We start from the raw sequence: 17,415 nt of genomic DNA, 5'->3' as shown, positions 1-17,415 counted from the left end.
ATGCTCCAATTGAACAGCGTATGACAGGCAGAAAACGATGCCCGGCGAGCCTTCCTGGCGTGGCATGGAGTGAACAAACCCGTACAATGTGGCGTTATGGCGGGCTTATTCGCAATTGCACTGTTTCAGAAGCAAGTGACTGAATGTTAAAAGTAGCCCCAGTTACGCCGGTCAACTTTATTTACCTGCTCGGATTGAGCAGTATTTGTAGTCAATCACCCGTTGGACGCGCCCTTGGCGCAGGAAAAGACGCGTTTTGAAGAAATCCACCGCAGCACCCAAACCCGTTGTTCCGCTCTGGCGTCAACAGTTGCACTACCGGCTCAAGGAAGGTGCGCTGATCGCCATCGGAGCCTTGTGCCTGTTCTTGATGATGGCGCTTTTGACCTATGGCAAGGACGATCCGGGTTGGAGTCATAACAGCAAGATCGAGGACGTGCAGAACTTCGGTGGTCCCGCCGGTTCCTACAGCGCCGACATGTTGTTCATGGTGTTGGGTTACTTCGCCTATATCTTCCCGCTGTTACTGGCGATCAAGACCTACCAGATCTTCCGCCAGCGCCATGAGCCCTGGCAGTGGAGTGGCTGGCTGTTTTCCTGGCGCCTGATCGGCCTGGTATTCCTGGTGCTATCCGGCGCGGCGCTGGCGCATATCCATTTCCATGCCGCCACGGGCCTGCCGGCCGGTGCTGGCGGCGCCCTGGGCGAGAGCCTGGGCGACCTGGCCAAGAACGCCCTGAACATACAGGGCAGTACCCTGATGTTCATCGCCCTGTTCCTGTTCGGCCTGACGGTGTTCACCGACCTGTCCTGGTTCAAGGTCATGGATGTCACCGGCAAGATCACTCTCGATCTGTTCGAGTTGGTCCATGGCGCTGCCAATCGCTGGTGGGACGAGCGTATGGAGCGCAAGCAACTGGTGGCGCAACTGCGCGAAGTGGACGCCCGGGTCGACGAAGTCGTAGCGCCGAGCGTCGCCGACAAGCGCGAGCAGGCCAAGGTCAAGGAGCGCCTGATCGAGCGTGAGCAAGCCCTGAGCAAGCATATGTCCGAGCGCGAGAAGCAGGTGCCGCCGGTGATTACGCCAGTGGCCACCAAGCCGCCGGAGCCGAGCAAGCGGGTGCAGAAGGAGAAGCAGGTACCGTTGTTCATCGACAGCGCGGTGGAAGGTACCTTGCCGCCGATCTCGATCCTCGACCCTGCGGAAAAGAAACAGCTCAACTACTCCCCTGAGTCCCTGGCGGCCGTCGGCCACTTGCTGGAGATCAAGCTCAAGGAGTTCGGGGTCGAGGTCGCGGTGGACTCCATCCACCCAGGGCCGGTGATCACCCGTTACGAAATCCAGCCAGCGGCCGGGGTCAAGGTCAGCCGGATCGCCAACCTGGCCAAGGACTTGGCCCGTTCCCTGGCCGTGACCAGCGTGCGGGTGGTGGAAGTGATTCCCGGCAAGACCACCGTGGGCATCGAGATTCCCAACGAAGACCGGCAGATAGTGCGCTTCTCCGAAGTGCTCTCGACTCCGGAATACGACAACTTCAAGTCCCCGGTAACCCTGGCCCTGGGCCACGATATCGGCGGCAAGCCGATCATCACCGACCTGGCGAAGATGCCGCACCTGCTGGTGGCCGGTACCACCGGTTCCGGTAAGTCGGTGGGGGTCAACGCGATGATCCTGTCGATCCTGTTCAAGTCCGGCCCGGAAGACGCCAAGCTGATCATGATCGACCCGAAGATGCTCGAACTGTCGATCTACGAGGGCATTCCGCACTTGCTGTGCCCGGTGGTCACCGACATGAAGGACGCGGCCAACGCCCTGCGCTGGAGCGTGGCCGAGATGGAGCGGCGCTACAAGCTCATGGCCAAGATGGGCGTGCGCAACCTCTCGGGCTTCAACGCCAAGGTCAAGGAAGCGGAAGAGGCTGGCACGCCGCTGGCCGACCCGCTGTACAACCGCGAGAGCATCCACGACGAAGCGCCTTTGCTGACCAAGCTGCCGACCATCGTGGTGGTGGTCGACGAATTCGCCGACATGATGATGATCGTCGGCAAGAAGGTCGAAGAGCTGATCGCCCGTATCGCCCAGAAGGCCCGGGCCGCCGGTATCCACCTGATCCTGGCGACCCAGCGGCCGTCGGTGGACGTGATCACCGGCCTGATCAAGGCCAACATCCCGACCCGCATGGCGTTCCAGGTATCGAGCAAGATCGACTCGCGGACCATCATCGACCAGGGTGGCGCCGAGCAACTGCTGGGCCACGGTGACATGCTCTACATGCCGCCCGGTACCAGCCTGCCGATCCGGGTCCATGGCGCCTTCGTATCCGACGATGAAGTGCATCGGGTGGTGGAGGCCTGGAAGCTGCGCGGCGCGCCCGAATACAACGACGACATCCTCAATGGCGTCGAAGAGGCCGGTAGCGGCTTCGAAGGCAGCAGCGGCGGTGGCGAGGGCGATGATCCGGAAGCCGACGCGCTCTACGACGAAGCGGTGCAGTTCGTGCTGGAAAGCCGCCGGGCCTCGATTTCCGCGGTCCAACGCAAGCTGAAGATTGGCTACAACCGCGCTGCCCGGATGATCGAGGCCATGGAAATGGCCGGGGTGGTGACGGCGATGAACACCAACGGTTCCCGCGAAGTCCTGGCTCCCGGCCCTTCGCGCGACTGATCGCGGTTTCGATATCAGCGGCGTGAGGCCACGCCGCTCCATCTACCTGAATGAGGAATCCCATGCGCCTGATTCGCATGTTGCTGCTGCCGGTATTGGCCGTGACCACCCTGTCGGCCCACGCCGATCCCAAGGATGTGGCCCGCCTGACCCAGTTGCTGGAAAAGTCCCAGACCCTGAGCGCGCGCTTCTCGCAACTGACCCTCGACGGCAGTGGCACCCAGTTGCAGGAAACCGCGGGCGAGATGTCCCTGCAGCGTCCTGGCCTGTTCTACTGGCACACCGATGCTCCCCAGGAGCAGTTGATGGTTTCCGATGGCCAGAAGGTTTCGCTCTGGGACCCTGACCTGGAGCAGGTGACCATCAAGAAGCTTGACCAGCGCCTGACCCAGACCCCGGCGCTGCTGCTCTCCGGCGATGTGTCGAAGATCAGCGAAAGCTTCGATATCACCTCCAAGGAAGCCGGTGGGGTGATGGACTTCGTCCTCAAGCCCAAGACCCGAGACACCTTGTTCGACAGCCTGCGCCTGTCGTTTCGCAACGGCATGATCAACGACATGCAGCTGATCGACAGCGTCGGCCAGCGTACCAATATCCTGTTCACCGGGGTCAAGGCCAACGAGTCGATCCCGGCTTCCAGGTTCAAGTTCGACATCCCCAAGGGTGCCGATGTGATCCAGGAATAAGAGCCGTTTCCGCGCCCCGGCGGCGTTCGTCCAGGCCCGCATCGACAGGATGCGGCCTGGCGCTGTCGGGAGCGGCCCGTTCCGCGTCGCCGTCTCGAGGTTTGAAGAAAGTCCATGGACCTGTTTCGAAGTGCACCGATCGCCCAGCCGCTGGCTGCGCGCTTGCGTGCCACCAACCTGGACGAGTACGTCGGCCAGGAGCACTTGCTGGCCCGGGGCAAGCCGTTGCGCGAAGCCCTGGAGCAGGGCGCGCTGCATTCGATGATCTTCTGGGGCCCGCCGGGCGTGGGCAAGACCACGCTGGCGCGGCTGCTGGCGGACGTTTCCGATGCGCATTTCGAGACTGTCTCGGCGGTGTTGTCCGGGGTCAAGGAGATCCGCCAGGCGGTGGAGGTCGCCAAGCAGCACGCCGGGCAATATGGCCGGCGCACCATCCTGTTCGTCGATGAAGTGCATCGTTTCAACAAGTCGCAACAGGATGCCTTCCTGCCCTACGTGGAAGACGGCACGCTGATCTTCATCGGCGCCACTACGGAAAACCCCTCCTTCGAACTCAACAATGCGCTGCTGTCCCGGGCTCGGGTCTATGTACTCAAGAGCCTGGACGAGACGGCGCTGCGCAAGCTGGTGCAGCGTGCCCTGGGCGAGGAACGCGGCCTGGGCAAGCGACACCTGAGCCTGAGCGACGAAGGCTTCCAGATGCTGATGTCGGCCGCCGATGGCGATGGCCGGCGCATGCTCAACCTGCTGGAGAACGCCTCCGACCTGGCCGAGGACGGCGGCGAGATCGGCACCGACCTGCTGCAGAGCTTGCTGGGCGATACCCGGCGGCGCTTCGACAAGGGCGGCGAGGCGTTCTACGACCAGATTTCCGCGTTGCACAAGTCGGTGCGTGGGTCCAATCCCGATGGCGCCCTGTACTGGTTCGCCCGCATGCTCGACGGCGGCTGCGATCCGCTGTACATCGCCCGGCGCGTGGTGCGCATGGCCAGCGAGGACATCGGCAATGCCGACCCCAGGGCCCTGAGCCTGTGCCTGGCGGCCTGGGATGTGCAAGAGCGCCTGGGCAGCCCCGAGGGCGAGCTGGCAGTGGCCCAGGCCATCACCTACCTCGCCTGTGCGCCGAAGAGCAATGCGGTGTACATGGGCTTCAAGAACGCCATGCGTGCCGCTGCCGAGCACGGTTCGCTGGAAGTGCCGCTGCACCTGCGCAACGCCCCGACCAAGCTGATGAAGCAACTGGGCTACGGCGAGGAGTATCGCTACGCCCATGACGAGCCGGACGCCTATGCTGCCGGCGAGGACTACTTCCCCGAGGCGCTGGAGCCCCTGGCTCTCTACCAGCCGGTACCCCGTGGCCTGGAATTGAAGATCGGCGAGAAGCTCAAGCACCTGGCCGCCCTGGACAGGGCCAGCCCCTTGCAGCGGAGAAAACCTTGATCCCGTTGATACTCGCGGTTTCGGCCGGCGGCGTCGCCGGCACCCTGTTGCGCTTCGCTACCGGCAACTGGATCAGCGCCAATTGGCCGCGGCACTTCTATACCGCGACGCTGGCCGTTAATATCGTGGGCTGCCTGCTGATCGGCGTATTGTACGGACTGTTCCTGATCCGTCCGGAAGTGCCGATCGAAGTGCGTGCCGGATTGATCGTCGGTTTCCTCGGCGGGCTGACGACTTTTTCATCCTTTTCACTGGATACCGTGCGTCTGCTGGAAAGCGGACAAGTGGCGCTGGCCCTGGGCTATGCGGCGCTGAGTGTATTCGGCGGGCTGCTCGCCACCTGGGCCGGCCTGTCCCTGACCAAACTTTGATAAACGAGAGAACGACATGCTCGATTCCAAACTGTTACGTAGCAACCTTCAGGACGTAGCGGATCGTCTGGCATCCCGCGGCTTCGCCCTGGATGTGGCACGCATCGAAGCGCTGGAAGAACAGCGCAAGACCGTGCAGACCCGCACCGAGCAACTGCAGGCCGAACGTAACGCGCGCTCCAAGTCCATCGGACAAGCCAAGCAGCGCGGCGAAGATATCGCCCCGCTGATGGCCGATGTCGAGCGCATGGGGAACGAGCTCAGCTCCGGCAAGGCCGAGTTGGAAAGCATCCAGGGCGAGCTGGACTCGATCCTGTTCGGCATTCCCAACCTGCCTCACGAATCGGTGCCGGTCGGCGCAGATGAGGACGGTAACGTCGAAGTGCGCCGCTGGGGCACTCCGGCCAGCTTCGACTTCCCGATCAAGGACCACGTGGCCCTGGGTGAAACCCACGGCTGGCTGGACTTTGAAACCGCGGCCAAGCTGTCGGGCGCGCGTTTTGCCCTGCTGCGCGGTCCTATCGCCCGCCTGCATCGCGCCCTGGCGCAGTTCATGATCAACCTGCACACCGGCGAGCATGGCTACGAAGAGGCCTACACCCCGTACCTGGTGCAGGCGCCGGCGCTGTTCGGCACCAGCCAGTTGCCCAAGTTCGAGGAAGACCTGTTCAAGATCACCCGCGAAGGCGAGGCCGATCTGTACATGATTCCGACCGCCGAAGTGTCGCTGACCAACATCGTCGCCGGGGAGATCCTCGACTCCAAGCAACTGCCGCTGAAACTGGTCGCCCACACCCCGTGCTTCCGCAGCGAAGCCGGTGCTTCCGGCCGTGATACCCGCGGCATGATCCGCCAGCACCAGTTCGACAAGGTCGAGATGGTCCAGGTGGTGGAGCCGTCCACTTCCATGCAAGCCCTGGAAGGCCTGACCGCCAACGCCGAGAAAGTCCTGCAGTTGCTGCAACTGCCCTATCGCGTATTGGCCCTGTGCACCGGCGACATGGGCTTCAGCGCGGTCAAGACCTACGACCTGGAAGTCTGGATCCCGAGCCAGGACAAGTATCGCGAGATCTCCTCGTGCTCCAACTGTGGCGACTTCCAGGCCCGCCGCATGCAGGCGCGTTTCCGCAACCCGGAAACCGGCAAGCCGGAGCTGGTGCACACCCTCAACGGTTCCGGCCTGGCCGTAGGCCGGACCCTGGTGGCGGTGCTGGAGAACTACCAGCAGGCCGACGGTTCGATCCGCGTGCCGGATGTACTCAAGCCTTACATGGGCGGCATCGAGGTCATCGGCTAAATGGAATTCCTGCCGCTGTTTCACAAGCTTCGCGGCAGTCGTGTGTTGGTGGTCGGTGGAGGGGAGATTGCCTTGCGCAAATCCCGTCTGCTGGCCGATGCCGGTGCGCAGCTGCGGGTGGTCGCACCTGAGATAGAAGCGCAATTGCAGGAACTGGTGGTCGCCAGCGGCGGCCAGTCCCTGCTGCGCGGGTATGTCGAGGCCGACCTCGACGGCTGCACCCTGGTCATCGCCGCTACCGACGACCAGCCCCTCAATGCCCAGGTTTCCGCCGACGCCCATCGGCGCGGCCTGCCAGTCAACGTGGTGGATGCGCCAGCCCTGTGCAGCGTGATCTTCCCGGCTATCGTCGATCGTTCGCCATTGGTCATCGCCGTCTCCAGCGGTGGCGATGCTCCGGTGCTGGCGCGGTTGATCCGGGCCAAGCTGGAAACCTGGATCCCGTCCACCTACGGCCAGCTGGCCGGCCTGGCCGCGCGCTTCCGGACCCAGGTCAAGAACCTGTTCCCGGATGTGCAACAGCGCCGGGCGTTCTGGGAAGAGGTATTCCAGGGGCCTGTCGCCGACCGCCAACTGGCCGGGCAAGGGGCCGAGGCCGAGCGCCTGCTGCAAGCGCGAATCGACGGCCGGGCGCCCAGTGCCCAGGGCGAGGTGTACCTGGTGGGGGCCGGCCCGGGTGATCCGGACCTGCTGACCTTCCGTGCCCTGCGCCTGATGCAACAGGCCGATGTGGTGCTCTACGATCGCCTGGTGGCGCCGGCGATCCTCGAGTTGTGCCGGCGTGACGCCGAGCGCATCTATGTGGGCAAGCGTCGTGCCGACCATGCGGTACCCCAGGACCAGATCAACCAGCAACTGGTGGACCTGGCCCGGCAAGGCAAGCGCGTGGTGCGGCTCAAGGGTGGTGATCCGTTCATCTTCGGCCGTGGTGGCGAAGAGATCGAGGAACTGGCGGCCCAGGGCATCGCCTTCCAGGTGGTGCCGGGGATCACCGCGGCCAGTGGTTGCTCGGCCTACGCCGGGATTCCGCTGACCCATCGCGACTATGCGCAATCGGTACGCTTCGTCACCGGTCACCTCAAGGATGGCACCACCAACCTGCCGTGGGCCGATCTGGTGGCGCCCGCCCAGACCCTGGTGTTCTACATGGGCCTGGTGGGGCTGCCGGTCATCTGCGAGCAGTTGATCAAGCACGGCCGCGCTGCCAGCACCCCGGCGGCGTTGATCCAGCAGGGCACCACCAGCAACCAGCGAGTCTTCACCGGGACCCTGGCGGACCTGCCGGCCCTGGTGGCGGAGCACGAAGTCCATGCTCCAACCCTGGTGATCGTCGGCGAAGTGGTCCAGCTGCGCGACAAGCTGGCCTGGTTCGAAGGCGCCCAGCCCCAGTCCTGAAACCCGTCGCCGCCAGGTTGCAGCCTGGTGGCGGCGACGGCGCTCAATCCCTGCACCACACTCCACGTCCGTCCAGGCGCTGCCGGTCATGGCTGACGCCGAAGTCCAGCAATGGCCCCTTGGGCACGATACCAGTCGGATTGATGGTGGCGTGGCTGGCGTAGTAGTGGTTCTTGATATGACGGAAGTCCACGGTCCCTTCGACTCCCGGCCACTGGTACAGCTCCCTTAGCCAGTTGGACAGGTTCGGGTAGTCGGCGATACGCCGCAGGTTGCATTTGAAGTGGCCGTGGTACACCGCGTCGAAACGGATCAGCGTGGTGAACAGGCGTACATCCGCTTCGGTCAGGTACTCACCGGCCAGGTAGCGTTGCCCGGCGAGCAGCGCCTCCAAGGTGTCCAGCTCGGCAAATACCTCATCGAAGGCCGTTTCGTAGGCCTGTTGCGACGTGGCGAAGCCGGCGCGGTACACGCCATTGTTCAATGCCGGGTAGATGCGCCCGTTGAGCTGGTCGATGCGCGAGCGCAGGGCTTGCGGATAGAAGTCCAGGCGATTGCCGGTCAGGTGGTCGAAGGCGCTGTTGAACATGCGGATGATCTCCGCCGATTCATTGCTGACGATGCGCCGCTGCTGCTTGTCCCACAGCAAGGGCACGGTGACTCGGCCGGTATAGTCCGGGGTGTCGGCGGTATAGCGCTGGTACAGGAAGTCCAAGTCGTCCAGGCGATCGCCGCTGGAGCCTTGGGACTGGTCGAAGGTCCAGCCATGTTCGCCCATCAGCCAGCTCACCACCGACACCTCCACCAGGCTCTCCAGGCCCTTGAGCCGGCGCAGGATCAGGGTGCGATGGGCCCAGGGACAGGCCAGGGATACGTAGAGGTGATAGCGTCCGGCCTCGGCCGCGAAACCGCCTTCGCCACTGGGGCCGGGCCGGCCATCGGCGGTGATCCAGTGGCGCCGCTGGGCCTGTTCGCGTTGGAAAGACCCGTCCTTGCCGCTGGCGTACCACTGGTCATGCCAGCGTCCTTCGATCAGCAAACCCATGGAATGCTCCTCAGCTGTTATGCGTAGGAGTGCAGTCTATGCCTGGGCGTTCGAACAAAAAGCGCAAAACCTGGGTGATCAGGATCGATCAGATCGATCTATCGCGGGCATCCCAATACTGCTGGGCCAGTTCGAAGGCCTGCTCCCGGGGCGTGCCCAGGCCGCGCAGGGCCAGGGCCATGGTCGCCAGCAGCGCCAGTTGCGGGTAGCTGTCTTCAACCTCGCCGCGCCACAGCGCCTTCAGGTGCTCGGGTTCCAGGCTGGCCGGTTTCACATGGCGTTGCGCCGATAGCGCGGGCCATTCCTCGTCCCAGGCAACTCCGGCGCAGGTGCCATATAGATGGCTGGTGGTGTCGGGGTTGATCTCGATCTCGCCACCATCGCCCTTGATCACTATGACGTTGTCCCCCAAAAGGCTGGCGGCCTCGCGGTGCACCGCCTGGTAGCCAGGGTGGAAGATGCTCTGCAGGCCGCAACGGGCGCCCAGCGGGTTGAGTTGCCGAGCCAGGGAGTGGATCGGCGAGCGCAAGCCGAGGACGTTGCGCAGGTCGATCATCCGTTGCAGCTGTGGAGCCCAGTCGACCAGGGGGATGAACGCCAGGTTGCCCCGGTCCAGGGCCGCGCCCACCGCTTGCCAGTCACGGCACAGGGGAATGCCCAGGGGCTCCAGCAGTTGTTCGGCATACAGGCGTCCGGCGGTGTGGGCGCCGGCGCCGTGGAGCAGGATACGCACGCCGTTCTGGGCCAGGCATTTGGCTGCCAGCAGGTACCAGGGCAGGTGGCGCTTCTTGCCGGCATAGCTCGGCCAGTCCAGGTCGAGCCGGATGGCCGGGGCGTCCAGGCGCTCGCGCAGGGCCTGGGTGAAGCCGGCCAGTTCCTCCGGGCTCTCCTCTTTGTGCCGCAGCAGCATGAGGAAGGCGCCCAGCTGGGTATCCTCGACTTGTTCGTCCAGCAGCATGCCCATGGCTTGCCGGGCTTCTTCCTGGGTCAGGCCGCGGGCGCCGCGCTTGCCCTTGCCGAGAATCCGTACGAACTGGGCGAAAGGATGTTCGTCCGGGGTTTGCATGAGCAGCGGGGCATGATCGTTCATAGGCAATTGGTCGGCTTCGGCAGGCCTGCCAGCTTGGCGGCGAGTTTGGCGGGAGTGCCCTTGAACAGGCGGTTCAGGTGCAGGCTGTTGCCTTTGTCCGGTCCCAGCTTGAGGGCGGTGTACTTGATCAAGGGGCGGGTGGCAGGCGACAGCTGGAACTCCCGGTAGAAAGCCTGGAGCAGCTCGATGATTTCCCAGTGCTCCGGGCCCAGCTCCAGTTCCTCGGTGGCCGCCAGGGCCTGGGCCACCTCGGCGGACCAGTCGGCGAGGTCGACCAGGTAGCCGTCCTTGTCCAGTTCGATGGCGCGCTCGCCCAGGGTCAGGGTATTCATAGCCAGGTATTGACCTTGTCATGCTGGATCGACAATTCGACGAACCCCGGATAGTCCACGGCTTCGGCCCAGGCGGGCAGGGCCAGGCCCCGGGCGCGCAGGTCTTCTTCCAGGACGTAGAGTTTCAGGCCGTCGCGTGCTTCCAGTTCATTGCCGGGCGCGGTACCGGGTTGCAGGGCATAGGCCGCGTCGCCGCACAGCAGCAGCGCATCGGCGCTCCCCAGCAGGCGCAGGCAACTGGCCAGGCGATCGTCGGTGAAGGGTGAGTGGGACAACACATGCAAGGTCGACATCAGAGGGTAATCACCTGGTCATAACGGTCGATGATCCCGGCCAGTTCCGGGCTGCTGAGCAGTTGTACGGCATTAAGGCCCAGGGTGCTCGGGTCCAGGCCCCGGGCGTCGAGGCTGCTGCGGCAGGCAAAGACCTCGTCGATCCCGAACAGCGACAGCGCCTGCAGGTTGGCGGCCAGGTCCTTCTGGCGCAGGGCCTTGGCCTGTTGGCCGGGCATCAGTTGCAGCACGCCATCGTCGAGAAACAGCAGGCCGATGGGCAGGTCGAAGGCGCCGCCGGCCAGGACGATATCCAGGGCCTCGCGGGCTCCGGGACCGGACCAGGGCGCCTGGCGGCTGACCAGCAGCAGGGACTTGGCCATCTCAGGCTCCTCCAAAACAGATCAGGCGGTCGGCGCTCTGCACCGCGTCATGCAACTGGCCAAGCCCGGAAAGCTCCCAGGGTGCCTCGACGTTCACCGCGGCGCGCTGGTAACGCTGGGCCTCGTCGGCATTCAGCGTGCCCCGGCGCAGGGCGGCGGCGATGCACACCACCGCGTCCAGCTGATGCTGGCGCACGAATTCGCGCCATTCCCGGGGCAGGTCCTGCTCGTCCTGGGGCGTGACGATGCTGTTGACGGCGTTGTATACGCCGTCCTGGTAGAAAAACAGCCGGACGATCTCGTGTCCGCCCGCCAGCGCCGCCTGGGCGAACAGCAGGGCGCGGCGCGAAGAGGGCGCATGGGCGGCGGAGAACAGGGCGATGGCGAACTTCATGACGGCCTCGATGGATAACTCGGCGGCCATGATAAAGCTTTATCCGGGGATCGGCTAAACCCGTTTCGGCTGGCTGCCGGGGTGGGACATATCGGGAAAAGCTTTACCCCAGCCACCACCTCATGATGTGGATAGACTCGCGCCTTCAATCGACCAGGTACAAGGAGCAAGGGATGACTGGCTTGAATTCGGCGGTAGTCGTGGTAACAGGCGCAGGGCGCGGATTGGGGGCGGCGCTGGCCATCAGCCTGGCGGACCAGGGCTGCAAGTTGATTCTCTGCGGGCGCAACCCGCAGGCACTGGCGGAAGTCGCCGCCACCATCGAGCAGCGCACCGGGTGCACTGCCGAACAAGTGGTGGTGGACCTGGCCGACAGCGACAGCGTCAAGGCGGCCCTGGCCGAGATCCATGTACGCCAGCCCCAGGTGGATATCCTGATCAACAACGGTGCCATGTGGCTGGAGGCGAGCGAGCGACCCCACAGTGTTGCCGAAGTCACCGGGGTGATCGACGCGGCCCTGAGTGGCACCTTCCTCCTGACCCAGGGCCTGCTGCCGGCGCTCAAGGCCTCCAGCCGCCCGGACATCGTCACCATAGGCTCCATCAGCGGCCTGCCCAATGCGCCCCTGCACAGCGTGTCGCTGCCGTTCTATGCGGCCAAGCATGGACAACTGGCCCTGGCCGATGGCCTGCGCCAGGTCCTGCGGGGCACGCCGGTCCGCTCGTTGTGCGTGCATCCGCCCTATCTGGAGGACATCTCGCCCCTGGATGAGGCCTGGGAGCGGGTGCCGGAGCGACGCAAGGGCGATTCAGGGACCAACCGCGATGTGGTGGAGGCGGTGATCTTCGCGCTCACCCGGCCACGGCATGTGAGCTTGTCGTCCATCGTCATCGATACCGACAACGGTGGCCTGTTCAGCTGATCACATCTGTTGTCAGCGGGTCTTGTAGCCCAGTTGCCAGCGGCGTGGAATCTTCAACGACGCCACCCCCAGCAGCGCCGCGAACGCCCCGCTGGCATACAGCGCCTTGAGCCCCAGGTGATGTTCCAGCAGTGCCCCCAGCACCGCCCCGGCGAACATTCCCGTCCAGGGAATCAGCTGTACCCGCCAGCCATTGCGCCGCTCCCCCAGCAGCCAGCGGCCCAGGCCACGCCCGAAGCGCGACAGGGCGCCGGTGACATAGGTCAGGCCAATGGGCAGGCCGTTCACTTCTTCCACCACGGCATTGAGCATGCCCATGGCGGCGATTGCCGCCAGCAGGGCCGGCATTTGCTGCTCGAAAGGCCAGGCCGCCGAGGCACACAACAGGGCGGCGATGCTCAGTAGCAAGGGCAGGGTGCGATGTCCAGCCAGGCGGCTGACGATCACCCCCAGCGCATTGCCGACGATGAACGTCGCCACCAGCATCAGCAGGCGCAGTACCAGGCCCGGCTCGCCATCGCTGATGGCCACTGCCATGCGCGTGGTGTTGCCGCTCATGAAGGACACGAAATCCCCGGTGGCCATGAAGCCGATGGCGTCGGTCATCCCGGCCAGTACCGAGAGACACGCCACTAGTCCGAGGCCGATCCGCCCGCGCCATTTCTGCGTGTGCCGCAGGGCTGCGTTGGCGGCGTGAGTGGAAGTCGAAGGCAACATCGGCGGTTCTCCTGTACCGGGACAGCGGGGGCGATGCGGTTCAAGGCCGTGGGTCGAGGTGATGCAGGGTGCAATATTCGTCCCATGGCATGCCGGCCATTTGCGCCACCTCCTTGTGCACTTCAAGGCGCTGGGCGTGGAATTCCTCCGGGCTGGCGGCGGTCAGTTGCAGGCTCAGTTCCCAGGCGAACAGTCCCAGGCGCTCGGCTTCGGCCTCGAACGCCTCGTGCAGGCGTTCGGCGCGGTATTGCGCCGGGGTTTCGCCCCGGGCCCGGGCTTCCAGCGGGTTGAGGTTGTCCAGTTGTTCGCGCAACTCGGGGCGCTGCTCGAGGAACGTGCCCAAGGCCTGTTCATGCGGGTATTGATCGATTGTCATGAATACTCCTGGAAAGAGCGCCACGCCAAGGCGCGAGATTGAGTTCGTTACGGGCAGATGCTCAGGGCAGGCCCGTCTGGGCGGCCATCAAGCCACGGAGCCGCACCAGGTCCTTGCGCGGGATGACATAGGTCCGCGCCAGGCGATCGCCAATGCGCTGGCAGCGGCTGGATTCGCAGCAAATCAGCAGGGTCGCGGGGCTGATGGCGGCTTCGAACGGCCGGGTCGCCGAGCGGATCAGCACCTGCAACAGCGACGGTGGCTGGCCGATGCCATTGATCACTTGCAGGCCGCAAAGGGCCTTGCCGGCGGTGTAGCCACGCAACAGGTATTCGCTGAGGGGAAAATACAGGCACCAGGTGGCCAACAGGCACCAGGTGGAGAATTGCTCCAGATCCGGGTATTGGAGGTGTTCGGCCAGCCGGCACAGGACAAACCACAGCAGCAGTACCAGCATGCCGTCGGCGAGGTAGGCCAGAATGCGCCGGATGATCAGGCCGGCTCTCGATACTTCCATGCATTGCCCCAGGACTACGCTCTGTATTGAGCGGCCTATTGTACGACCTAAAGCCCCCACGGGTGGCGAGGCGCTACAGGGATGTGAAAAAAGCGTGAAAAATAAATAGAACCTTTTGCTTTTGGTTTCCCTCGAAAAGGCTCCTGCAGCATTTGCCTTTCTCAAACAGGGAGATTCACACACGATGTCAAAGGTATTCGCAACCCTCCTGGCCAGCACTTCTGCAGCCACCTTGCTGGCGCTTTCCAGCAATGCCATGGCCGCACCGAACACCGGGCCGATCTCCACCCTGGGGATTCTCGGCAGCTACAACGACTTCAAGCTCGAAGGCGGTAGCAAGAGCGACAAGGAACACCTGGGCGAGGGTGGCGTGTTCTACAACTTCGGCAACAAGATGACCGCCGAGTCGGGTCTGATCTACCAGGCCGGGATCGAAGCCAAGTTCGGCAAGAAGAACGACAACAAGCTCAAGGAAGGCCAGGCCGACCTCGACCTGGGCTGGCGCGCCGCCCTGGATGCGCGCAACTTCGTCGATGTGCTGGTGGGTGGCGGCTACACCTGGACCCGCTACGAGCCGGACACCGGCGACTACGACATGAAGCTCACCAACAAGTCACCCTTCGCCAAGGCGGCCCTGGGTTACAACCACCAGTTCGACGACGTGACCATGCGTGTGGAGCTGGGGGCCCGTCATACCATCAATGGCCGGGCACGCTTGAAGGTGGATGATGTCGGCAGCGACACCGTGGACCTGAAGAACCGCACCAACCCCTATGCCGAAGTCAATTTCCTGATGAACCAGAACGGTTCGTTGCCGGTAATGGCCGGGGTCTACTACACCCACACCGAGTACAAGCTGGACGAGGATACGCCTGTGGCCGACAACACCAAGCTCAAGCGTGACGAGTACGGCTTCAAGGTCGGCCTGACCTTCTAAGGGCGGCAGCTCGCCTCAAGCCGCGACAGAACCGCCGGCCCCGTCCTTCGATGGGGCCGGCGGTTGTGCTTTCAGCTGAGCGCGGATGGTTCGCGCCCGATCTCTGCACGCAGCTGGGCGATCAGGTGCAGGCAGTGGGTGAGCCCTGGCGAGGGTTCGCCGATCCGGCGGCTGAGAATGATCGGCGAGGTGGCCTCGGTTTCCAGCAGCGGGCAAAAGCCGATGTCGTCGCGGTGCAGCACCTGTACCGAGGCCGGCACCAGGGTGATGCCGATGCCGGCGCCCACCAGGCCGATGGCGGTCTGCAATTCGTTGGTCCACTGGGCGATCTTCAGGTTCAGGCCCCGGGCATTGAACAGCGCGATCACATGGTCGGCGTAGCTCGGTCGCGGGTTGGCCGGGTACAGCACGAAGGGCTCCTGCGCTAATTGCGCAAGGCTCACCGGTTGTCCCAGCAGCGGATGCCCGGCGGGCAGGGCGACCACCAGGCGATCTTCGGTCAACACCTTCTGCACGATGGCCGGGTCGTCGATATGGATCCGACCGAAACCGATATCGATGCGCCCGGCCTTCAAGGCTTCAACCTGTTGCAAGGTGGTCATTTCCGAGAGCCCCAGTTCCAGCTCCAGGGTCTCGTTGCTGCGTAGCCGGCGAATCAACTGCGGCAGTACGCCGTACAGGGTCGAGGGCGCGAAACCGATGCCCAGCCAGGTCTTGTGTCCCAGGCCGATGCGCCGGGTGTTGTCACAGACCTTGCCTAGCTGCTCCAGCACCCGGTTGGAGTGCTCGTAGAAAAAGCGTCCGGCGGTGGTCAGGCGCAGTGGCCGGCCACGCTCCAGCAGCAGTACCCCCAGCTCGTCTTCCAACTGCTGGATCTGCCGGCTCAGGGGCGGTTGGGCGATGTGCAGGCGTTCGGCGGCGCGGGTGAAATTCAGGGTTTCCCCCAGCACCTGGAAATAGCGCAGATGACGCAGTTCCATGATTCCTCCTTGGTGGTCTTCATACCTTACAGGTATCAAGCCAGACCAATTCTATATTGGAACCCCGTAAAAAGCCGGGACAGAATCGCCGGCAGAACTTCAAGAACCTGACGGGTATGGAAATGCACGCTTCTGCCATTGAATCGATCGAAACGATCATCGTCGATCTGCCGACCATCCGCCCGCACAAGCTGGCCATGCACACCATGCAGAACCAGACCCTGGTGCTGATCCGCCTGCGCTGCGTCGATGGTATCGAGGGCCTGGGGGAAGCCACTACCATCGGGGGCCTGGCCTATGGCAACGAAAGCCCGGACAGCATCAAGACCAACATCGATCGCTTCTTCACGCCACTGCTGGTCGGCCAGGACGCCAGCAATATCAACGCCGCCATGTTGCGCCTGGAGCAGGGCATCCGTGGCAACACCTTTGCCAAATCCGGTATCGAGACGGCCCTGCTCGATGCCCAGGGCAAGCGCCTCGGCCTGCCGGTCAGCGAGTTGCTGGGCGGTCGGGTGCGCGATGCCTTGCCGGTGGCCTGGACCCTGGCCAGCGGCGATACCGCCAAGGACATCGCCGAGGCCGAGAAGATGCTCGAGCTGCGCCGCCATCGGATCTTCAAGTTGAAGATCGGCGCCGGCGAGGTACGGCGCGACCTGGCCCATGTGATCGCCATCAAGCAGGCCCTGGGGGAACGCGCCAGCGTGCGGGTCGACGTCAACCAGGCCTGGGACGAAGCTGTGGCCCTGCGTGCCTGCCGGATCCTGGGCGACAACGGCATCGACCTGATCGAGCAGCCCATTTCGCGCAACAACCGCGCCGGCATGGTGCGCCTGAACGCCAGCAGCCCGGCGCCGATCATGGCCGATGAATCCATTGAATGCGTGGAAGACGCCTTCAACCTGGCCCGGGAGGGCGCGGCGTCGATTTTCGCCTTGAAGATCGCCAAGAACGGTGGCCCCCGGGCCGTCCTGCGTACTGCCTCCATCGCTGAAGCAGCGGGTATCGGCCTCTACGGCGGGACCATGCTCGAAGGCGGCGTCGGTACCCTGGCCTCGGCTCATGCCTTCCTGACCCTGGGCAAGCTGGCCTGGGATACCGAGTTGTTCGGCCCATTGCTGCTGACCGAGGACATCCTCGCCGAGCCGCCGCTGTATCGCGACTTCCAGCTGCATGTATCGATGGCCCCGGGCCTGGGCCTGAGTCTGGACGAGGAGCGGCTGGCGTTCTTCCGCCGCGACAAGACCACCCCCGTGCTGCACCACGCCTGAGGAGGGCTGCATGCTATTCCACGTCAAGATGACCGTGAACCTGCCGGTCGATATGAATCCCGAGCGCGCCGCGCAACTCAAGGCCGATGAGAAAGCCCTGGCCCAGCGCCTGCAAGCCGCAGGCAAATGGCGCCACCTGTGGCGCATCGCCGGGCTGTACGCCAACTACAGCGTGTTCGATGTCGACAGCGTGCAGGAACTGCACGACACGCTGATGCAATTACCGCTGTATCCGTACATGGCCATCGAAGTCGACGCCATGTGCAGGCATCCTTCGTCCATTCATGAGGATGACCGCTGAGTCCGTGCCAGCCCGTTCACCAC

The 17,415-nt window shown here is 64.1% G+C and carries 20 protein-coding genes; 10 read left to right on the top strand and 10 right to left on the bottom strand.

The window, feature by feature from the left end:
• Positions 1 to 256: 256 nt before the first annotated feature.
• The 6 genes from GDH07_RS26405 to cysG all read left to right on the top strand — a co-directional run bounded on the left by GDH07_RS26405 (position 257) and on the right by cysG (position 7,854).
• Complete coding sequence (locus GDH07_RS26405) at positions 257 to 2,665, top strand: DNA translocase FtsK (RefSeq protein ID WP_031320136.1); 2,409 nt, start codon at positions 257 to 259, stop codon at positions 2,663 to 2,665.
• 62 nt (positions 2,666 to 2,727) lie between these two features.
• Positions 2,728 to 3,351 carry an outer membrane lipoprotein periplasmic chaperone LolA gene (gene lolA, locus GDH07_RS26400; protein ID WP_022639628.1) on the top strand — a complete coding sequence of 208 codons (624 nt, stop codon included), beginning with the start codon at positions 2,728 to 2,730 and terminating at the stop codon, positions 3,349 to 3,351.
• A gap of 114 nt (positions 3,352 to 3,465) precedes the next feature.
• Positions 3,466 to 4,791 (top strand): replication-associated recombination protein A, encoded by a 1,326-nt coding sequence (locus GDH07_RS26395; RefSeq protein WP_103325604.1) that lies wholly within the window; start codon positions 3,466 to 3,468, stop codon positions 4,789 to 4,791.
• On the top strand, positions 4,788 to 5,162 hold the full coding sequence (gene crcB, locus GDH07_RS26390; RefSeq protein WP_022639626.1) for a fluoride efflux transporter CrcB: 375 nt from the start codon (positions 4,788 to 4,790) through the stop codon (positions 5,160 to 5,162). Before GDH07_RS26395 ends, crcB begins: the two co-directional genes overlap by 4 nt.
• Before the next feature lie 16 nt (positions 5,163 to 5,178).
• Positions 5,179 to 6,459, top strand: coding sequence for a serine--tRNA ligase (gene serS, locus GDH07_RS26385; protein ID WP_053136610.1), 1,281 nt, complete (start codon positions 5,179 to 5,181; stop codon positions 6,457 to 6,459).
• Complete coding sequence (cysG, locus tag GDH07_RS26380; protein WP_152899391.1) at positions 6,460 to 7,854, top strand: siroheme synthase CysG; 1,395 nt, start codon at positions 6,460 to 6,462, stop codon at positions 7,852 to 7,854.
• A gap of 43 nt (positions 7,855 to 7,897) precedes the next feature.
• Here the strand turns inward: cysG and GDH07_RS26375 are convergent, their stop codons facing one another.
• The 6 genes from GDH07_RS26375 to tusD all read right to left on the bottom strand — a co-directional run bounded on the left by GDH07_RS26375 (position 7,898) and on the right by tusD (position 11,370).
• Positions 7,898 to 8,899, bottom strand: coding sequence for a glutathione S-transferase family protein (locus GDH07_RS26375; protein ID WP_152899390.1), 1,002 nt, complete (start codon positions 8,897 to 8,899; stop codon positions 7,898 to 7,900).
• Positions 8,900 to 8,987: 88 nt separating this feature from the next.
• A complete protein-coding gene (locus GDH07_RS26370) occupies positions 8,988 to 9,989 on the bottom strand; it encodes a glycosyl transferase family protein (RefSeq protein WP_152899389.1) in 1,002 nt (333 codons plus the stop codon).
• Positions 9,986 to 10,321 (bottom strand): TusE/DsrC/DsvC family sulfur relay protein, encoded by a 336-nt coding sequence (locus GDH07_RS26365; RefSeq protein WP_022639621.1) that lies wholly within the window; start codon positions 10,319 to 10,321, stop codon positions 9,986 to 9,988. The genes GDH07_RS26370 and GDH07_RS26365 overlap by 4 nt, the downstream gene beginning before the upstream one ends.
• Complete coding sequence (gene tusB, locus GDH07_RS26360; RefSeq protein ID WP_022639620.1) at positions 10,318 to 10,614, bottom strand: sulfurtransferase complex subunit TusB; 297 nt, start codon at positions 10,612 to 10,614, stop codon at positions 10,318 to 10,320. Before tusB ends, GDH07_RS26365 begins: the two co-directional genes overlap by 4 nt.
• Complete coding sequence (tusC, locus tag GDH07_RS26355; protein WP_152899388.1) at positions 10,614 to 10,976, bottom strand: sulfurtransferase complex subunit TusC; 363 nt, start codon at positions 10,974 to 10,976, stop codon at positions 10,614 to 10,616. The genes tusB and tusC overlap by 1 nt, the downstream gene beginning before the upstream one ends.
• 1 nt (position 10,977) lies before the next feature.
• Complete coding sequence (tusD, locus tag GDH07_RS26350) at positions 10,978 to 11,370, bottom strand: sulfurtransferase complex subunit TusD (RefSeq protein WP_031320135.1); 393 nt, start codon at positions 11,368 to 11,370, stop codon at positions 10,978 to 10,980.
• Between the two features lie 173 nt (positions 11,371 to 11,543).
• Here tusD and GDH07_RS26345 point away from each other — a divergent pair, with 173 nt between their 5' ends.
• Complete coding sequence (locus GDH07_RS26345) at positions 11,544 to 12,293, top strand: SDR family oxidoreductase (protein WP_152899387.1); 750 nt, start codon at positions 11,544 to 11,546, stop codon at positions 12,291 to 12,293.
• Between the two features lie 12 nt (positions 12,294 to 12,305).
• Here the strand turns inward: GDH07_RS26345 and GDH07_RS26340 are convergent, their stop codons facing one another.
• From GDH07_RS26340 to GDH07_RS26330, 3 genes are all read right to left on the bottom strand, one after another.
• On the bottom strand, positions 12,306 to 13,010 hold the full coding sequence (locus GDH07_RS26340) for a YoaK family protein (protein WP_152899386.1): 705 nt from the start codon (positions 13,008 to 13,010) through the stop codon (positions 12,306 to 12,308).
• Between the two features lie 40 nt (positions 13,011 to 13,050).
• Positions 13,051 to 13,386, bottom strand: coding sequence for a DUF6388 family protein (locus tag GDH07_RS26335; protein WP_085598566.1), 336 nt, complete (start codon positions 13,384 to 13,386; stop codon positions 13,051 to 13,053).
• Between the two features lie 61 nt (positions 13,387 to 13,447).
• Complete coding sequence (locus GDH07_RS26330) at positions 13,448 to 13,903, bottom strand: RDD family protein (protein WP_152899385.1); 456 nt, start codon at positions 13,901 to 13,903, stop codon at positions 13,448 to 13,450.
• A gap of 184 nt (positions 13,904 to 14,087) precedes the next feature.
• Here GDH07_RS26330 and GDH07_RS26325 point away from each other — a divergent pair, with 184 nt between their 5' ends.
• On the top strand, positions 14,088 to 14,840 hold the full coding sequence (locus tag GDH07_RS26325) for an outer membrane beta-barrel protein (RefSeq protein WP_152899384.1): 753 nt from the start codon (positions 14,088 to 14,090) through the stop codon (positions 14,838 to 14,840).
• Positions 14,841 to 14,911: 71 nt separating this feature from the next.
• Here GDH07_RS26325 and GDH07_RS26320 read toward each other — a convergent pair whose 3' ends face one another.
• On the bottom strand, positions 14,912 to 15,820 hold the full coding sequence (locus GDH07_RS26320; RefSeq protein WP_152899383.1) for a LysR family transcriptional regulator: 909 nt from the start codon (positions 15,818 to 15,820) through the stop codon (positions 14,912 to 14,914).
• A gap of 122 nt (positions 15,821 to 15,942) precedes the next feature.
• Between GDH07_RS26320 and GDH07_RS26315 the strand changes: the two genes are divergently transcribed.
• Both GDH07_RS26315 and catC read left to right on the top strand, forming a co-directional pair.
• Positions 15,943 to 17,091, top strand: a complete 1,149-nt coding sequence (locus GDH07_RS26315) for a muconate cycloisomerase family protein (RefSeq protein ID WP_178124122.1) — start codon at positions 15,943 to 15,945, stop codon at positions 17,089 to 17,091.
• 10 nt (positions 17,092 to 17,101) lie between these two features.
• Positions 17,102 to 17,392: a muconolactone Delta-isomerase gene (catC, locus tag GDH07_RS26310; protein WP_022639610.1), complete on the top strand. Its 291-nt coding sequence runs from the start codon at positions 17,102 to 17,104 to the stop codon at positions 17,390 to 17,392.
• Positions 17,393 to 17,415 lie beyond the last annotated feature (23 nt).

Source organism: Pseudomonas piscis (assembly GCF_009380155.1).
GTDB classification, from domain to species: Bacteria; Pseudomonadota; Gammaproteobacteria; order Pseudomonadales; family Pseudomonadaceae; genus Aquipseudomonas; species Aquipseudomonas piscis.
This window is presented reverse-complemented; position numbering and strand designations above follow the sequence as displayed.

Coding starts and splice junctions, on each gene's coding strand:
- lolA (WP_022639628.1), top strand. CDS start 2,728: ATGCGCCTGATTCGCATGTTGCTGCTGCCGGTATTGGCCGTGACCACC.
- GDH07_RS26395 (WP_103325604.1), top strand. CDS start 3,466: ATGGACCTGTTTCGAAGTGCACCGATCGCCCAGCCGCTGGCTGCGCGC.
- serS (WP_053136610.1), top strand. CDS start 5,179: ATGCTCGATTCCAAACTGTTACGTAGCAACCTTCAGGACGTAGCGGAT.
- cysG (WP_152899391.1), top strand. CDS start 6,460: ATGGAATTCCTGCCGCTGTTTCACAAGCTTCGCGGCAGTCGTGTGTTG.
- GDH07_RS26375 (WP_152899390.1), bottom strand. CDS start 8,899: ATGGGTTTGCTGATCGAAGGACGCTGGCATGACCAGTGGTACGCCAGC.
- GDH07_RS26370 (WP_152899389.1), bottom strand. CDS start 9,989: ATGAACGATCATGCCCCGCTGCTCATGCAAACCCCGGACGAACATCCT.
- GDH07_RS26365 (WP_022639621.1), bottom strand. CDS start 10,321: ATGAATACCCTGACCCTGGGCGAGCGCGCCATCGAACTGGACAAGGAC.
- tusB (WP_022639620.1), bottom strand. CDS start 10,614: ATGTCGACCTTGCATGTGTTGTCCCACTCACCCTTCACCGACGATCGC.
- tusC (WP_152899388.1), bottom strand. CDS start 10,976: ATGGCCAAGTCCCTGCTGCTGGTCAGCCGCCAGGCGCCCTGGTCCGGT.
- tusD (WP_031320135.1), bottom strand. CDS start 11,370: ATGAAGTTCGCCATCGCCCTGTTCTCCGCCGCCCATGCGCCCTCTTCG.
- GDH07_RS26345 (WP_152899387.1), top strand. CDS start 11,544: ATGACTGGCTTGAATTCGGCGGTAGTCGTGGTAACAGGCGCAGGGCGC.
- GDH07_RS26340 (WP_152899386.1), bottom strand. CDS start 13,010: ATGTTGCCTTCGACTTCCACTCACGCCGCCAACGCAGCCCTGCGGCAC.
- GDH07_RS26335 (WP_085598566.1), bottom strand. CDS start 13,386: ATGACAATCGATCAATACCCGCATGAACAGGCCTTGGGCACGTTCCTC.
- GDH07_RS26330 (WP_152899385.1), bottom strand. CDS start 13,903: ATGGAAGTATCGAGAGCCGGCCTGATCATCCGGCGCATTCTGGCCTAC.
- GDH07_RS26325 (WP_152899384.1), top strand. CDS start 14,088: ATGTCAAAGGTATTCGCAACCCTCCTGGCCAGCACTTCTGCAGCCACC.
- GDH07_RS26320 (WP_152899383.1), bottom strand. CDS start 15,820: ATGGAACTGCGTCATCTGCGCTATTTCCAGGTGCTGGGGGAAACCCTG.
- GDH07_RS26315 (WP_178124122.1), top strand. CDS start 15,943: ATGCACGCTTCTGCCATTGAATCGATCGAAACGATCATCGTCGATCTG.
- catC (WP_022639610.1), top strand. CDS start 17,102: ATGCTATTCCACGTCAAGATGACCGTGAACCTGCCGGTCGATATGAAT.